Source organism: Aquimarina brevivitae (assembly GCF_004216895.1).
Classification (GTDB): Bacteria; Bacteroidota; Bacteroidia; order Flavobacteriales; family Flavobacteriaceae; genus Aquimarina; species Aquimarina brevivitae.
Genome location: NZ_SGXE01000002.1, coordinates 487,917 through 503,212 on the forward strand (window position 1 = coordinate 487,917; position 15,296 = coordinate 503,212).

The 15,296-nt window shown below is 34.2% G+C and carries 17 protein-coding genes; 7 read left to right on the plus strand and 10 right to left on the minus strand.

The window, feature by feature from the left end:
* Positions 1–3: 3 nt before the first annotated feature.
* Positions 4–306, minus strand: a complete 303-nt coding sequence (locus EV197_RS09950) for an N-acetyltransferase (RefSeq protein ID WP_130287103.1) — start codon at positions 304–306, stop codon at positions 4–6.
* Between the two features lie 266 nt (positions 307–572).
* On the opposite strand from EV197_RS09950, the gene EV197_RS09955 reads away from it, so the two are divergent.
* The 3 genes from EV197_RS09955 (at position 573) to EV197_RS09965 (ending at position 2,676) form a co-directional block, all read left to right on the plus strand.
* Positions 573–1,232, plus strand: coding sequence for an alpha/beta hydrolase (locus tag EV197_RS09955; RefSeq protein ID WP_130286606.1), 660 nt, complete (start codon positions 573–575; stop codon positions 1,230–1,232).
* Positions 1,233–1,291: 59 nt separating this feature from the next.
* Positions 1,292–2,242, plus strand: coding sequence for a lytic transglycosylase domain-containing protein (locus tag EV197_RS09960; RefSeq protein WP_130286607.1), 951 nt, complete (start codon positions 1,292–1,294; stop codon positions 2,240–2,242).
* 65 nt (positions 2,243–2,307) lie between these two features.
* Complete coding sequence (locus EV197_RS09965) at positions 2,308–2,676, plus strand: sulfite exporter TauE/SafE family protein (RefSeq protein ID WP_130286608.1); 369 nt, start codon at positions 2,308–2,310, stop codon at positions 2,674–2,676.
* A gap of 118 nt (positions 2,677–2,794) precedes the next feature.
* Here EV197_RS09965 and EV197_RS09970 read toward each other — a convergent pair whose 3' ends face one another.
* The 3 genes from EV197_RS09970 to EV197_RS09980 all read right to left on the minus strand — a co-directional run bounded on the left by EV197_RS09970 (position 2,795) and on the right by EV197_RS09980 (position 6,708).
* A complete protein-coding gene (locus EV197_RS09970; RefSeq protein WP_130286609.1) occupies positions 2,795–4,978 on the minus strand; it encodes a carotenoid oxygenase family protein in 2,184 nt (727 codons plus the stop codon).
* 223 nt (positions 4,979–5,201) lie between these two features.
* The gene (locus tag EV197_RS09975; RefSeq protein WP_130286610.1) at positions 5,202–6,032 is read right to left on the minus strand and encodes a TlpA family protein disulfide reductase; all 831 of its coding nucleotides are present in this window, start codon (positions 6,030–6,032) and stop codon (positions 5,202–5,204) included.
* Between the two features lie 160 nt (positions 6,033–6,192).
* Positions 6,193–6,708 carry a DUF2892 domain-containing protein gene (locus EV197_RS09980; RefSeq protein ID WP_130286611.1) on the minus strand — a complete coding sequence of 172 codons (516 nt, stop codon included), beginning with the start codon at positions 6,706–6,708 and terminating at the stop codon, positions 6,193–6,195.
* Positions 6,709–6,882: 174 nt separating this feature from the next.
* Between EV197_RS09980 and rpmH the strand changes: the two genes are divergently transcribed.
* From rpmH to EV197_RS09995, 3 genes are all read left to right on the plus strand, one after another.
* A complete protein-coding gene (rpmH, locus tag EV197_RS09985; protein WP_130286612.1) occupies positions 6,883–7,041 on the plus strand; it encodes a 50S ribosomal protein L34 in 159 nt (52 codons plus the stop codon).
* Between the two features lie 105 nt (positions 7,042–7,146).
* Positions 7,147–9,999 (plus strand): carbamoyl-phosphate synthase large subunit, encoded by a 2,853-nt coding sequence (carB, locus tag EV197_RS09990; protein WP_130286613.1) that lies wholly within the window; start codon positions 7,147–7,149, stop codon positions 9,997–9,999.
* Between the two features lie 122 nt (positions 10,000–10,121).
* On the plus strand, positions 10,122–10,445 hold the full coding sequence (locus tag EV197_RS09995; protein ID WP_130286614.1) for a T9SS type A sorting domain-containing protein: 324 nt from the start codon (positions 10,122–10,124) through the stop codon (positions 10,443–10,445).
* 47 nt (positions 10,446–10,492) lie between these two features.
* Here the strand turns inward: EV197_RS09995 and EV197_RS10000 are convergent, their stop codons facing one another.
* Positions 10,493–11,032, minus strand: coding sequence for a YceI family protein (locus EV197_RS10000; protein ID WP_130286615.1), 540 nt, complete (start codon positions 11,030–11,032; stop codon positions 10,493–10,495).
* A gap of 312 nt (positions 11,033–11,344) precedes the next feature.
* Here EV197_RS10000 and EV197_RS10005 point away from each other — a divergent pair, with 312 nt between their 5' ends.
* Positions 11,345–12,199: a DUF5777 family beta-barrel protein gene (locus tag EV197_RS10005; RefSeq protein WP_130286616.1), complete on the plus strand. Its 855-nt coding sequence runs from the start codon at positions 11,345–11,347 to the stop codon at positions 12,197–12,199.
* 1 nt (position 12,200) lies between these two features.
* Here EV197_RS10005 and EV197_RS10010 read toward each other — a convergent pair whose 3' ends face one another.
* From EV197_RS10010 to EV197_RS10030, 5 genes are read right to left on the minus strand one after another with little or no spacing between them, the layout of a single operon-like run.
* The gene (locus tag EV197_RS10010) at positions 12,201–12,590 is read right to left on the minus strand and encodes a hypothetical protein (RefSeq protein ID WP_130286617.1); all 390 of its coding nucleotides are present in this window, start codon (positions 12,588–12,590) and stop codon (positions 12,201–12,203) included.
* 36 nt (positions 12,591–12,626) lie between these two features.
* Complete coding sequence (locus EV197_RS10015; protein WP_130286618.1) at positions 12,627–13,169, minus strand: acyl-CoA thioesterase; 543 nt, start codon at positions 13,167–13,169, stop codon at positions 12,627–12,629.
* Positions 13,170–13,538 carry a 6-phosphogluconate dehydrogenase gene (locus tag EV197_RS10020; RefSeq protein WP_130286619.1) on the minus strand — a complete coding sequence of 123 codons (369 nt, stop codon included), beginning with the start codon at positions 13,536–13,538 and terminating at the stop codon, positions 13,170–13,172.
* A gap of 6 nt (positions 13,539–13,544) precedes the next feature.
* On the minus strand, positions 13,545–13,877 hold the full coding sequence (locus tag EV197_RS10025; RefSeq protein ID WP_130286620.1) for a hypothetical protein: 333 nt from the start codon (positions 13,875–13,877) through the stop codon (positions 13,545–13,547).
* Between the two features lie 9 nt (positions 13,878–13,886).
* Entirely contained in the window at positions 13,887–15,275 is a 1,389-nt protein-coding gene (locus EV197_RS10030; RefSeq protein WP_130286621.1) for a DNA recombination protein RmuC, read from the minus strand.
* Positions 15,276–15,296: the final 21 nt, after the last annotated feature.

Sequence of the window (15,296 nt, forward strand, 5' to 3'; positions counted from 1 at the left end):
TTTTTAAATATTAATACCTACCGGTAGTAGGTCTTTATATTTCCTTTTGTTTTTTCTCATAAACTTTGCAATCTCAGAACTAGATGGAACTAGTCGAATATTACGATCTTCTACGATGTTAAACACAGCTTGAATAAACTCATCCTTATAGCCTTTTTCTACTAAATCATCATCCATAATAAATTTGGTAAGAAAAATTTTTCGTTCCTGAAGAGAGTATTCTATTGTTGACTTTTTCCCTTCAATTGTAGTCTCAAACTGTCTCAGAAATTCATTGTCTACGATTTCCAATTCGACATCATTCATGTTCTCCATATTTTTGATTTTATAAGGTATTTATGATAATTTTTCAGTGATTAAATATCACTGAAAGAGGATTATTAAAATTCAATTTTTGTAATTTTGCGTAATAAATTCCCGTTATTAACTAAGATCAGTTGGTTATAAATCCCTTAAATAAGATATTAAGCATTCCAATTATAATCAGAGAATACTTAATTTTGGCGATGCAAAGATAAGAAAATTAACGCTTTAACTAAAATAATCACTGTTAAAATACTATTAGAATACCTATGATGCACGTTTATTTTGTACCAGGTATGGCTGCAGATGTATCTATATTCGAGTATATCCAACTACCCGAAGACAGATACACTATGCATACGATCCCTTGGAAAATACCCGCTAAAAACGAGACCTTAAAGCAGTATGCTAAGCGTATGTGTCAGGAAATTAAACATACTGATATTGTATTAGTTGGAGTGTCTTTTGGTGGGGTAGTGGTGCAAGAGATGAGTAAATTCGTAACGGTACAAAAACTAATAATTATTAGCAGTGTCAAGTCAAAGTTCGAATTACCTAAACGGATGAGGTTTGTAAAGAAAACAGGCTTGTATAAATTTTTGCCTACTGGATTAGTTGCAAAAGTGAAGAACTGGGATGCCTTAGCAGTGGGTGAGTTTGCCAAGAAGCGCGCGGCAATGTATCAAAAATACCTTTCTTTAAATAATAAGCAATACTTGGATTGGGCAATTAAAAATATGGTTTGTTGGGATCAAGAAACACCGCCAAAAGGGATCGTACATATCCACGGGGATAGTGATATTATTTTTCCTATTGAGAATATTAAAGGTTGCATCATAATACCCAAGGGAACCCACGTAATGATCATAAAACGCTCAAAATGGTTTAATAAACATTTGCCAGAAATTATCGAAAAAGACTTGCGATAATCGATGTTTTTACTTTATATTGTGATGAAAATCAGTATTCTCGCTAAAAATCTATGAAAATGGTCAATGTTGTAAGAAAAGTATTATTAATATTAGGTGTTGTCTTCACGATTGGTGTTTTAATTAACGCAACACAGGCTGAACCACAAAAAAATGTTCAGCAAAATAAATTAGAAACCAAGTTGGTAAACGATTATAACGTTTATGCCATTCCTATGCCTTCAAATTTGAATTTTGCCGGTGAGCTGGTTCCTGTTGAAAATCCTGATATCAGGGAGCGAATGGATAGAGAATTATTGGTGAATACGTATTGGCAATCCAATGGATTACTGTTATTTAAGAGAGCACATAAATATTTTCCTATCATAGAGCCTATTCTTAAAGAACAAGGAGTACCTGATGATTTTAAATACTTAGCCGTAATCGAAAGCGGTTTGACGCAGGCGGTTTCTCCTGCTAGAGCAACCGGGTTTTGGCAAATACTTTCAGGGACGGCAAAAGAATACGGTTTAGAAGTAAATGATAATGTTGATGAGCGTTATCATATTGAAAAATCAACAGAAGTAGCTTGTAAGTATCTTAAGAAAGCCAAAGAGCGCTTTGGTACTTGGACACTGGCGGCTGCCTCGTACAATGCTGGGCAATATGGCATCGATAAACAACTAGAACGTCAAAACGTGAAAAGCTACTATGACCTATTATTGGGTGAAGAAACAGGTAGATATGTATTTAGAATCATAGCAGTTAAAGAAATCTTGAGTAACCCAAAGCAATATGGGTTTAATTTCAGTGAAAAGGATTTATATGATCCCATCCCTACTTTTAATGTGTTGGTAGATAAGCCCGTTGAGGATTTTACGGAATTTGTAAAGCAATACAATATCAACTATAAAATCTTAAAGTTGCATAATCCTTGGCTACGCGAATCTCATTTACAAAATGGAAGTGGTAAGGAATATTTTATTCAAATACCTAGAGACGGCTATTATAAGACTACTGTAGGGCAATAATAATTAATTCATTATGTTATTTTTTAGTATGTTAGCTGAGTTATAATTTTAATTATTTAGTTAACATGAACTTAAGTGTCCTTATTTCACTAATACTTATTGGATTAATAGCCGGTTTTTTTAGCGGTACCTTAGGGATAGGAGGAAGCGTGGTTATGATTCCTTTATTGATACTCTGGGTTAATTTTTCTCAACATCAGGCTCAGGGAACAAGCTTAGCAGTATTAGCAGTTCCAGTAACCTTACTAGCCGCATTTAATTACTACAAAGAAGGGCACGTAAATTGGAAGTATGCTGCAATAATTGCACTAACCTTTATTATTGGTGGATACTTAGGGAGTAAATTGGCCATTTCCATCAATCAATCTTTATTGAAAAGAATTTTTGGTGGTGTATTACTACTTGTAGCCATTAAAATGATCTTTGGTAAGTAAAGCTATTTATCCATCTTTGCAACTATAATTGATACTATACCCTTAATCAGCAAGCACTCTTTTTTTTACGACTATAAATCTTTCAAGTAAACTTTTATAAGGGTTAGGCAATACCTATTTAGTTCGATTGTTTAAAATACGGATAAACTCCTTCATTCATAAGCTTTTGTACTTTTTTACGAAGTTTTTTTCGTTTTACCTGGCTTATTTGCTCATCATAATCTTCCTGTATATTAATGGTGTAGGGAGGAGTAGTCACGCTTGAAGCAGAATCGACCCATATAGAATGGATAGTAAAAGCAAACTGCATTTTTTCGTGATATAACTTGGTGACAGGACCCTTTTTAAGATCTTGTGCATCAAAAAGCCATATTTCTGAGTAATAAGAGTCTCCCTTGGTTGTATTTTCCGTTTTACCTACGACCGTACAAAGGATATATCCGTTTAACGCTTCTGGGACATTATCTTTAGGTTGGGAAGAAGGAACAAATTGCAAGGACCACATATAGACATTTTCAGGAAAGGAGTAGTAATCGGTAACCTCCATACCTTCCGTTGCAACAGTTTGTAAAACAAAAGGGGCACCTTTTTTGGTAAATTCAAGCATTTCTTCTGCTGAATAAATGCGATTACGCTCTGGACTCTGATATAGTCGATACACAAACTCAGTAAGTATTTCATCAGACAGCCCATACGCTTGCCAAAACACGTGTGAAATTTTATCTACATTACTGTCTGGTGAAAGTATGCCGTTATATGTATGCAGCCCAATACCCCAGGTATGTGGGCCAGGATCTTTTTCATCTAAATTGCCTTCGATATGCAAAAACTTGGACTCTTTTTGAAGAACAGCACGGTTTTTAACATCTATCCTAACCTTACCTATTTTACTGATATCCATTGCCCCTACAGCAATCATTCCTACTTTTTGTTCATCCACTCTTTGCCCATCGATTTTACGGGTGTCATAGTGCCTTAACCACTCTGCAGGACAAGCGCTACAGTTGTGCGCCAGATGCAAGGTTACGATATCATTGTCATTATTATAATCCACAGAAAAGTGAACCGTTTCTACCGGTAAAATCACTTTGTGAGCTCTTACTTCTTTTTTTCCTTTAGTTAGTTCATTTCGTGGTACAATGTATATACTAGAATAGTCATTTTGCACCCCACTTAATAGTTCTCTAAGAAATGAATTCAATTTTTTATTATTAGCAAAAGGATTATTCATCATTACATTCAATGTGAATTTAAAATTAGTATCTGCTAATATTAAATAATCTTTACTGAAACCTATCTGGTGTATATTGTGTTGAATCTGAATATCCGAACCATCTTCATTTAAAATCTTGATAGATTGCGGGGTGTCTTCGCCTTGCCATATCACTACATAAACAGCATCTTCATTGGATAGCTTATGACCAACAGACTTTTTGTAGATGGCCTTTAGCATTTTCTTTAAACTTTTTTTCTTTTTAGCCTCTTGTGCGTGATAGAAAAATTCATTTACCTCCTCTATAGCTTTTTCTTTACTTTCATAGTTTTTCCACTGCTTGATCCTTTCTTCAAGCTTTTTTTCGAATCCCTTCTTATCTTTTGCTAGTAATTCAAAGATTTCTGTTGCACTTAGTAACCTTTTTGTGGTTTTAGTGAAGTTGACACTAAAAACCTCTCTGGTTTCAGGGTCATAAGCTGGATGCGCCGTAGTCAAAAACATTGGGAAAGGATCGTAAAAAAAAGGAGGGGTTCCTGATCTCCAAAATTTATTTCTTCCTATGGGGGTAATTACATTAATTTTTTCCGCATCAAATTCAAAAGGTCGACCTGCATCAAAAGTAGCGAGCATACGTAATTGATCGTCACCTGGTGTACGAAAAGCAGTAATAGCAGTATTTAATTGGTTTCTCGTGCCTAATTTCATAGACATTCGAGCCAATCCTTTATTCTTAAATGCAATTTTGGCATAAGGATTATTTTTTCCATTCAATAATGGACTCGAAGCCAAGTCCGCATAATAGCAAGGCGGTTTTAAGATATTTGTTTTAAGATTAATCTTACCTTTTTGGGTCATATCAAAGCGAAAGATATATCCATCTCCATTAATTACTGGAGACCCATACTCCTTATTCATATCCCCATTAGGCAGTTTCTTTTTGTAAGGCAGACCACCTGAATTAACGGTACCTGCACCAGAATTTATAAAGACAAATCCAGAGAGATCATCTGGGATTTTACCTTCTTTAACTTTTAAGTCTACGTTTAAAGATTCTCTAGTTGCTGTTAAAAGGTTCTGATAATTCATGACCTGTAAATTTTCATAGTTTAGGGTTGTGGAAATGAGGTTTTGGTAATGCGTATTCTATTACAAATTAAATACTAGTGAAGTTTATGAATAACGAAATTAAATAGGTGTTACACAGGTAACCTTATCGATTTTAATTCAAAAGATAGTAGTTTAGTAATTTTTCAGATTAGTTGAATATACTAGAAAAATAAAATACGCTAGGTATAATGTGGTTTAACACTTAATTATCTCTTAGTTTTTTGAGAGAATCTTTTTCTCTTCGGTATTTTTCATATTCTTCATCAATTCGCCGCTCTTCTTCAGTTCTATCATCTCTTGGACCAGTAGGTTTGCTAAGGTCTTCGGTTACCATTTCCGCATCTTTTTCTTCCGGTGGTCTGGTGTCTAAATCTGCTATAAGTAAAGAGACTCCTTTGGACAGAGAGTTAAAGTGAATGTTATAAGAGTTACTTAGGGATTCACTACTGTGGTGTGTTATCACCTTTCTGATATCCAGTATTTTTTTATCCGGATCCATAAAATAAGTCATTGGAAAACCTAGAGCGTGTTTTAGTTTATTAATGATATATGAATTTTGATTTGATTTTTCATCTACATAAACCAAATGAGCAAATTCACTATAGTCATCAGCTTTTGATTTTAAATTTTCTTCCGTATCCCAAAACAAAACCACAAAATCAATTTGATCGTGGAATCGCTCTACTAAATCATTGAATGCAGGTATCTCCCCAATACCAGGTACGCACCAGGCGGCATAGGTTACTAAATAGATAGGTTTTTCAAATGAATTCAATGATAAAGACTCTCCTTTGAGTTGATTCACTTGGAAGTTGTCCATATATGTTCCCTTGAGATGATTATCGACTAAAGAGTCAAATAAAAATGTGGCTCGTTCCATATCATTATCCTCATAAGCTTCGTCAATTCTCTGGTTATATTTATTGATATGTGCCGAAATGGCTACAGAGAAGGGGACTTTAACTTCCTCCTGAGCTATACTTGAATAGAATACTCCAATAAGTAAAAAAAACACAAAAAAATTTTTCATCATATATTTCAATTACAATTGCTAAGGTAAAATAAAGTCTTCAGAATTTATGGTTTTCCCTCAAAACTTATCAATAGATAATCTCTCCATTCGATTTACTATTTACCTAAAGAATTACTTTTTCCCTATTACCCTAACGATTTACGCTTGGCAATTAGTATGCCTAAATTTTTTTCATCTGCTGCTTCATCATAGTAATTTGATCTTTCAGCATATTATGTTTGTCCAGTTTTTTGGCCTCCGTGAGCAGCATTTGAGCTTCGCGCTTTCTCCTTTTCGTTAAAGCAATACCTGCGAGGTTTAATTTGGCTACTGCCAAATCTTGATTCATCGAGAGTCCTAATTTCACCGCTTTCTTTAAATACTTTTCTGCTTGCGTGATATTAGTTTGGGATAACATAATTCCTAAAAGGTAATTGTAATATCCTTGTTGTTTTGTAGTAAGTGCAGTTGCAGGGTTATTAATTTTAGCAAGCCACTTTTTTGCCCCATCAAAATCTTGTTTTCTAAGCCTTAGAAATGCCATTAAGATCATTTCATTTTTAAAGTATAGAAAAATAAAAATCAATGAAAATAAAATTAGCATAATACCATTTCCAATATAATTTTCAATTATTTGCCATACACCAAGCCCAATGATAATAGCTGCTATTACTAATTTTATATTTTTGTTGAACATATATAGGATTTAATATTTTTGATCGCGGCAAAGGTAATAAAAACTATTAAAAATATTTTGTATTTTAGGTTTGTAGAAGTAAAAACTCTTTGTATATTTGCCCGCAGTTTTGGAGAAAATACTCCTATAGTTAAAGTAAAGACATCTGAAGAAGAAATATAAAGATAGATAGCAATGAAAAGAACGTTTCAACCATCAAAAAGGAAAAGAAAAAATAAGCACGGTTTCAGAGAGCGTATGGCTTCCGTGAACGGAAGAAAAGTATTAGCTCGAAGAAGAGCAAAAGGAAGAAAAAAGCTATCTGTGTCATCTGAGATAAGACATAAGCACTAATGATTGTTAGTGATTAAAAATATAAAAGGTGTTACTTTAAAGGTAACGCCTTTTTTTATATCTAATTTGTATTAACTTGTAAAGCGTCAACAATAAAACTTTCCCATGCCTAAAAGAAAAGACCTTAAATGTATTTTGATTATTGGATCAGGACCAATCATAATTGGTCAGGCCTGCGAGTTTGATTACTCTGGAACTCAAGCCTTAAGATCGTTAAGAGAGGATGGTATTAAAACCATTTTGATCAACTCTAACCCGGCTACAATTATGACAGACCCATCAATGGCGGATCATGTGTATTTAAAACCTTTAAACACAAAGTCTATCATTGATATTTTAAAACAACACCCAGAGATTGATGCCGTGCTCCCTACTATGGGTGGGCAAACAGCTTTAAACCTGTGTATAGAGGCAGATGGAAAGGGAATCTGGCAGGACTTTAATGTAGAAATTATTGGTGTTGATATTGACGCAATTAATATTACCGAAGACCGAGAAAAGTTTAGGGAGTTAATGCTAAAGATCGGTATTGGTATGGCACCGCAAGCCACTGCCAACTCTTATCTTAAAGGAAAAGAAATTGCACAGGATTTTGGATTTCCATTAGTAATTAGAGCTTCTTACACCTTAGGTGGAGCAGGAGCCTCTTTTGTGCATAAAGAAGAAGAATTAGATGAACTACTAACCAGAGGTCTCGAAGTTTCTCCTATACACGAGGTAATGATTGATAAAGCATTACTGGGGTGGAAAGAATATGAACTAGAGCTGCTTAGAGATAATAATGACAATGTGGTTATTATCTGTACCATTGAAAATATGGATCCAATGGGTATTCATACCGGGGATTCTATTACCGTTGCGCCCGCAATGACCCTAAGTGATAGTGCTTTTCAGCGTATGCGAGATATGGCGATACATATGATGCGCAGTATTGGTGACTTTGCAGGTGGTTGTAATGTACAATTTGCTGTGAGTCCGGATGAAAAAGAAGACATTATTGCCATCGAGATTAACCCAAGGGTTTCTCGATCTTCTGCACTGGCTTCTAAAGCTACTGGATATCCAATCGCTAAAATCGCAGCTAAATTAGCAATAGGGTATAACCTGGATGAGCTAGATAATCAGATTACACAATCTACTTCGGCACTATTTGAACCTACGCTGGATTATGTGATTGTAAAAATTCCAAGATGGAATTTTGACAAGTTTGAAGGTTCTGATCGTACATTAGGACTTCAAATGAAATCGGTAGGAGAGGTAATGGCTATTGGGAGGTCTTTTCAGGAAGCCTTACATAAAGCGACACAGTCTCTTGAAATTAAAAGAAATGGTTTAGGTGCAGATGGTAAGGGATATAAGAATTATGATCAAATAATTGATAAACTGACCTACGCAAGTTGGGATCGTGTATTTGTGATCTATGATGCAATCCAAATGGGAATACCATTAAGTAGGATTCACGAAATTACAAAGATTGATATGTGGTTCCTTAAGCAATATGAGGAATTGTACAATTTGGAAAAAGAAATTTCTACCTATACTATACAATCCCTTACTAAAGAGCTTATTCTTGAAGCAAAACAAAAAGGCTTTGCAGATCGACAAATAGCGCATATGGTAGGTTGCTATGAAAGTGAGGTGTATAATAAAAGAGAAGACCTTGGTATTAAACGGGTATATAAATTAGTAGATACGTGTGCTGCTGAGTTTAAAGCAGAAACCCCCTATTATTATTCTACCTTTGAAGCAGAAGTTGAAACGCCAGATGGGAAGGTTTATGTTGCTAATGAGAGTAAGGTAACGGATAAGAAAAAAATTATTGTACTAGGTTCTGGTCCTAATAGAATCGGACAAGGAATAGAGTTTGACTACTGTTGTGTACATGGTGTATTAGCCTCGGCTGAATGCGGTTACGAAACGATTATGATCAATTGTAACCCAGAAACGGTGTCAACAGATTTTGATGTAGCAGACAAGCTATATTTTGAACCGGTATTTTGGGAGCATATCTACGACATCATTCGACATGAACAACCAGAAGGAGTTATTGTACAGCTTGGAGGACAGACGGCTTTAAAGCTTGCAGAGAAATTAGATCGTTATGGTATCAAAATTATAGGTACTAGCTTCCAATCTTTGGATTTAGCTGAAGATAGAGGTAGTTTTTCTACGCTATTAAAGGACAATAACATTCCTTACCCAGAATTTGATACCGCAGAAACTGCGGATGAAGCCTTGGCTGTTGCTGATCGATTAGATTTTCCTATTTTGGTTAGACCGTCTTATGTACTTGGAGGTCAGGGAATGAAAATCGTGATTAACAAACAAGAGTTAGAGGAGCACGTAGTAGATCTATTACGAAAGATACCTAACAATAAATTATTGCTAGATCATTACCTAGATGGTGCTATTGAAGCGGAAGCGGATGCGATTTGTGATGGCGAAGATGTCTATATTATAGGTATAATGGAGCATATAGAACCTTGTGGAATACATTCAGGAGATTCTAATGCCACCTTGCCACCGTTTAATTTAGGTGAGTTTGTGATGCAACAAATTAAGGATCATACTAAAAAAATAGCGTTAGCCTTAAACACGGTAGGATTGATAAACATACAATTTGCGATCAAAGATGATATGGTATACATCATAGAAGCTAATCCAAGAGCCTCTAGAACGGTTCCTTTCATTGCTAAGGCATATGGTGAGCCTTATGTGAATTACGCCACAAAAGTGATGCTAGGGGATAAAAAAGTAAAAGATTTTGACTTTAAACCGCATTTAGATGGTTATGCGATAAAACAACCAGTATTTTCTTTTAATAAGTTCCATAATGTCAATAAAAAGCTTGGACCTGAAATGAAAAGTACCGGGGAGAGTATATTATTTATTGACGATCTAAAGGATGATCAATTCTATGATTTATATGCAAGAAGAAAGATGTATTTGAGCAAGTAATAGCTTAAACAGTACTTAATGTTTTTATAAAAGAGCGCTTGTATAGCGCTCTTTTATTGTTTTATTAACGCTATATAGTGTTGGAATTTAATAACTTATAGTAACAATTAAAACTTATACTTATGAAAAAATTAGTACTACTATTCAGCATTTTATGCTTTTTTTCTTTTAGCAACGATAACGATAACGATAAGATTATCTATGAGATTGAACCAACGTTAACTTCAGATTGGATTATGATTAAAACCTATCCAGAGAAACAGGTGGTAAATGTAAAGATTATGGATTTATCAGGTTTTTTACGGATAGAAAAGGAGGTTCATATGGATAAGAAAATTGATGTTACCTCATTACCTAATGGTACCTATATTGTAAAAATTTCTTCAGACCAACATGCGCAGATTGCCCAGTTTGTAAAGGGAGGAGATGCGGTAACAGTTCGATAAAGAATAATGATTTATTTAAGAATTAGAACTAATATCATAATGAAAACTTAGTTTTCACTGAAGGGTAAGCTTAATTCAACAGACACTCTATCTGCTAATTTGTAACTTATCAATCTTGGTACATCTATACCAAAATCTTCAGGAGCTATAAAAAATTTAGATGATAATAGTAAGAGGTTGTTTTCTCTTTCAATAATAGCATTTACGGAAATTTCTTTTGATATGCCGTGCAGCGACAATATACCAGTAATACGATATGATTTCTGTATATTTTTGGGTTCAAAGTTTTCAAGAGTTCCCTGAAAGGTAGCCTTGGGATATTTATCTGATTCTACATAGTTTTCATTAAAGTGCTCTTCCATCAATCCATTTTTAAATTTGAATTTTTGTAGTAAAGACAATACTGCGATAGTACCATTTTCTGTATTTAAAATCGCTGAGACGTTAGAATTTATAGCTTTTATTTCAACAATAGATGAAGAGGAAGCATTAAACGCTATCTTTCCCTTTGATGAATAGTACTTTTTTTGAGCTAAACACAGCGGACTTAATAGTAATAAGGAAAAATACAGTATGAGGTACTTCATTGCGATTTTTATATTTATTCTTGTAAAACGATAATTGTAGAAGAGAATTGTATGGTTTTTTCCTTTACTATCATTGTTTAAAAATAGTAAAAAGGATGTTTATAGCGATATCGATGGCATCTATCTTGAGTTATATTTTATTCGGATAAAATTATCTGATTACAGATTAGTATGATGCAAGTTTTCTAAATTATTTTTTTGTTATTCCTAAATTGGAATACATCTAAAAATTATTAATAGTATTTTTAGCAGTCTCAAATAATGATAAACAATTTATCAACTGAGATTATAGTGAAAATAAATCATATCTCTATGAAAAGATTAGTGTTGTTGCTTTTTTTGTTTCCAACTTTGGTATTAGCACAAGAGGATTTACTTGAAGAATTAGAAAATCAAGCAGAAGTAAGTCAAGAGGTGGAAGCTGCTTTTAAAGGTTTAAAGATTGTCAATTTTGAATCTACCAAATTAGTGCAAAAAAGAAATTTATATTTTATAGTTGCACATCGTTTTGGTACCGTAAAGAATGGTGTCGATGACTTTTTTGGGCTAGATCAAGCCGTTACTCAATTAAAATTTATATACGGAATAACAGATGGGTTTAATGTAGGTATAGCTCGAAGTTCTTTTCAAAAAATCTATGGATTGCATCTTAAATACAATCTTTTACAGCAGCAGAAGGATGGCTTTCCTGTTACAATCGCGGGTTATAATCTGGTTACTGTAAATACCTTATTGGACGACCAAATATTACCAGGTGTTTCGTTTAACGATAGACTTTCTTATGTACATCAGTTTGTAATTTCTAAGAAAGTAACCAAAAACTTGTCTATAGAAGTTATACCTTCATTTCTTTACGAAAGCTACGTAAGATTTGATGATCAAGATAATGCTCAATATTTAATTGGGTTTGGCGGTCGCTATAAACTGACCAAGCGTTTTAGTCTCAATATAGATTATGGGGCGCACCTCAATAGAAGTTCTCAGTCCTTATTTAAAAATCCATTATCTATTGGCGTTGATATTGAAACCGGCGGTCACGTTTTTCAATTGCACTTTACCAATGCCCAGCCAATGTTCGAAAATGGATTTTTAGGACAAGCAGCAGGAGATTGGTCCGACGGAGATTTTTATTTTGGATTTAACCTTTCAAGAGTGTTTAATCTATAATTTACTGTTCAAGTAAACCATCAGCAATCCAGTCTTCGATTATTTTTATGGTAGCATCTGGTAACCGACCACCTTCTTCAGGTGGAGGCATTACCCGTGTAAAGCTAGAAGTAAACATTCTGGGATAGAGCTCTCCATTGACTTCCGCATCTTTTACATCTTCGTAAGTAACCAATGACATCGGAGCCGATTGTGTAGGTGGATTAGAATGGCACTCAATACAATTGGCGTCTATAATCGCTTTTACATCAGCCACATAAGTAGTCGTTTTTCCGGGTATTGGATCTGGGTCAATTTCTATAGGAGGTTCCGTAACGGCTTCTTCATCACTACCGCAGCTTACCAAGAAGAGGATAGCGAAAAATAACAATACATAAATTGGGGACTTCATAGCTTTTTATTTAATAACGAAAATATCGATTAATCATTATATTTCCAATCGTACATTTTGAGATTTTAACTCAGTTATATAGGTTTTTTCATTAAAAACTGCATCCGTAAAACGATCCGTTCTTTCTTTGGACTCTTTTTTTCGATAAAAGCTTCGAGCATATCTTCGGATGTCGTTTTTACCCTTTAAAATCAAGCCTGGTATTTCTACATTATTTCCTTGGTCATCTTTGGCTACCATAGTAAAATAACTGGAGTTGCAGTGTTTAACTTTACCAGTTCTGACATTTTCCGCTTCTACCCTTACACCGACAACCATTGACGTCGATCCAGTGTAGTTGATTGAAGCCTTCATAGTGACTAATTCGCCCACTTCAATAGGTAAAAGAAAATCTACTTTATCCACACTAGCAGTTACGCAATAGGTTTCAGAATGTTTAGAAGCGCAGGCAAAAGCAATTTGATCCATCAGCGATAAAATGTAACCTCCGTGAATTTTACCACTAAAGTTAGAATGTGAGGGTAACATCAATTCCGAAATGGTAATCTGCGATTGTTTTATGGTTTTAAATCGACTCATTTATTTATTTCTAAAATGGGGAGACTTTTCTTCGGTAACCTCGGTGATGAAGTACTTGGTATCTCCTAACCAGTTTATTTTTGCAAAACGCTCTTTATAGGTTACTTTGACGTATCTACCTTGTAATTTTTCTAATTTTTCAATGAGTTGGTCATTTTTATCTTCAACCGAAAAGCTAAATATTTGTGCGCCACTGATTCCTTGGCTGATTTCGCCCTCCCATGTTTTAAATACCACTCCTTTATTGCTAAATTTAATTAGCTCCCCACTTCTGGTTCCCTCACTATAGGTAGCATAATAAATAAATGCATACCAAATCGCAAATAAGGCAAGGATGGAAATTACAATTATGGTGAAAACTTTTTTCATAATATATTAATGTTCTGAATTGGTAAGTTTAATAATTTTTTTAATCAAACCAAGAACTCCTAATGCAAGCACTAAATACCCTAAAAATGATAAACCATTTAAAATATACATAAACAAAGTGATATGGTTCATTTGGTTATACATTATAAAGATAAACAGTTGTGTACTTAAAACGCTAATAAGAATTGCTGAACTTCCGGCTACTAATAGTATTCCTTCTAAATTCCAACCTTTTTTTGATATGTAATAAATGGCAAATGCTAATACTAGTACTATGGGAAGAATGTGAATTAAAGATAGCATAAACTCAATGATATTGGCTGTAAGATTGTTTTTCATGTTGTTGTTTTAGTCTTCAGTTGCGCGATTAAGCAACTTTTCGTTGATATGTTTCTTTTGCTTAATTCCTAATTTTTTGATGTTTTCTACCTTCTTGATTAAGTTTCCTTTTCCGGTTAGTTTTTTCATAGTTCCATCATAACTTCCCTGAACCGTTTTCAATTGGTTGCCTAACTTCACTAAATCGTCCGTTAAATTAACAAACTGATCATAAAGCCTACCGGCTTGTGTTGCTATTTCTATAGCATTTTGTTGTTGTTTTTCATTATTCCACATAGAGTCTATCGTACGCAAGGTAGCCAGTAATGTGGAGGGGGTTACAATAACAATATTTTTTTCAAATGCCCAGTTGTATAAATTATTGTCATAATTGATGGCTACAGCAAAAGCTGGTTCTATAGGTACAAACAGTAAGACGAAATCTGGACTTTCTATTTCATAAATGTCCTGATAATTCTTAGCACTTAGCTGTTCGATATGTTTTTTTAGTGAATCAACGTGTTTTTTTAATTCGATATTTTGTTCATCACCTTCAGCATTTACAAACCGCTCATAAGCAGTGAGTGATACTTTAGAGTCAATCACCATTTTTTTATTATCCGGTAGATGAATTACTACATCGGGCATAATACGCTGTCCATCAGCAGTGGTGAAGCTTTGTTGTACAAAATACTCCCGGTCTTTCTCCAACCCTGATTTTTCTAGAACACGTTCTAAGACCAACTCTCCCCAGTTCCCTTGCATTTTGCTATCACCTTTCAAGGCTCTAGTCAGATTATTGGCTTCTTTACTCATCTGTAGATTGAGATCTTTAAGCCCTAAAATTTGTTGTCGTAGCGCTGCGTGATAGTCGATACTTTCCTTATGGGTTTGATCGACTTTTTTCTCGAAAGTTTGAATTTTTTCTTGTAAAGGACTAAGTATATTTTTAATATTTTCTTTGTTCTGCTCTGTAAATTTATTGGATTTTTCGTCCAATATTTTATTGGCTAAATTTTCAAATTCTTTGGAGAATTTTTCTTGTAGTTTGGTTACCTCTTCCTTTTGTTCTTGATTTCGTACTTGAAGATTTTCAAATTCTGAATTTCTTCTGGTTAACTCGTTTTGCAAAAACTCTTTTTCTTTACGAATTTGATAGATTTCCTCGTTGGCTTTTGCTAATTGTGTTTCTTTTGAGGCCAGGTTAGCTTCAAATTGAGTTTTTAAAAAATCTAACTGTGTTTCTCCAACTTTTTTGCTGTCTTCTACTTGGGATTGGGCTTGATGCAGTTTATCTGCCAGGCTACCAACCACATTTTTATTTTTAAGCGCTGCTATATATTTACCTATAAATATACCAACTACTGTACCTAGTACTATAATCCCTATTGAAGTAAGAATAAGAGTGTATTCTGTCATTAAAAATTATCTTTTTTCAAA